Origin of the sequence: Streptomyces sp. NPDC127092, from assembly GCF_042722475.1 — a bacterium.
Taxonomy (GTDB): Bacteria; Actinomycetota; Actinomycetes; order Streptomycetales; family Streptomycetaceae; genus Streptomyces.
The window spans coordinates 1-1,151 of the sequence record NZ_JBHXFE010000349.1; the positions used below are offsets into that span (position 1 = coordinate 1).

Annotated in this window: 2 protein-coding genes; both read right to left on the bottom strand. The window is 67.8% G+C overall.

Annotated elements, in window-relative coordinates:
- The coding region (locus tag ACFWJO_RS40325) for an alcohol dehydrogenase catalytic domain-containing protein (protein ID WP_386873333.1) at positions 1-442 on the bottom strand (442 nt) is incomplete at its 3' end.
- A 53-nt stretch (positions 443-495) separates the two neighbouring features.
- On the bottom strand, positions 496-1,151 hold a 656-nt coding region (locus tag ACFWJO_RS40330), incomplete at its 5' end, for an aldehyde dehydrogenase family protein (protein WP_386873335.1).

Consider the following 1,151-nt stretch of genomic DNA (forward strand, 5'->3'; position numbering starts at 1 on the left):
GGCCGACCTCCATCGGGTCCGCGCCCTCGGGGATCACGGGCGCGTAGCGGGCATCCACGAGCATGTACTCACCGAACGAACCGTCCACGGAGTAGCCGCCGTTGACCTGCTCCTCGCACAGGGTCTCCCACCCGGTGCGGCAGTACTGGCAGTGGCCGCACGCTCGCCACAGCCACGCGTTGCCGACCATGTCCCCGACCTTGAGGTTCTCGACGTCGGGTCCGACCTCCTCGACGATGCCCACGCCCTCGTGGCCCGGGATGAACGGCGGGGTCGGCTTCACCGGCCAGTCGCCCTCCATCGCGTGCAGGTCCGTGTGACAGACGCCCGAGGAGATGAGCTTCACGAGCGCTTCGTGCTGGCCGGGCGTCGGACGCTCGACCTCCGTGACGTCGGCCTCTGTGCCGAACTGGGTGACGACGGCTGCCTTCATCGTGGTCATGGGGGATCACCTTTCGTGGAGTGGGGAGGGGGTCGTGCCGTGCCGGCGTCGGCTCAGAAGAACCCGAGCTTGTCCTCGGAGTAGGAGACGAGCAGGTTCTTGGTCTGCTGGTAGTGGTCGAGCATCATCAGGTGGTTCTCACGGCCGATGCCGGAGGACTTGTACCCACCGAACGCGGCGTGGGCCGGGTAGGCGTGGTAGTTGTTCACCCACACGCGGCCGGCCTGGATCGCCCGGCCCGCGCGGTAGGCGGTGTTGCCGTTCCGGGACCACACGCCGGCGCCGAGACCGTAGAGCGTGTCGTTGGCGATCCGCATGGCGTCGTCGAAGTCGGTGAACGTGGTCGTCGAGACCACCGGCCCGAAGATCTCCTCCTGGAAGATGCGCATCGAGTTGTCCCCGCGGAAGATCGTGGGCTGCACGTAGTAGCCGCCGGCCAGCTCGCCCTCCATCTCGGCGCGAGCGCCGCCGATGAGCACCTCGGCGCCCTCCTGACGGCCGATGTCCAGGTAGGACGTGATCTTCTCGAGCTGGTCGTTGGAGGCCTGGGCGCCCATCATCACGTCCGTGTCGAGGGGGTTGCCGGTGACGATGCGCGAGGTCCGCTCCACGACGGCGTCGAGGAACTTCTCCGCGATCGACTCCTGCACAAGCGCACGCGACGGGCACGTGCAGACCTCGCCCTGGTTCAGCGCGAACAGGGTGAAGC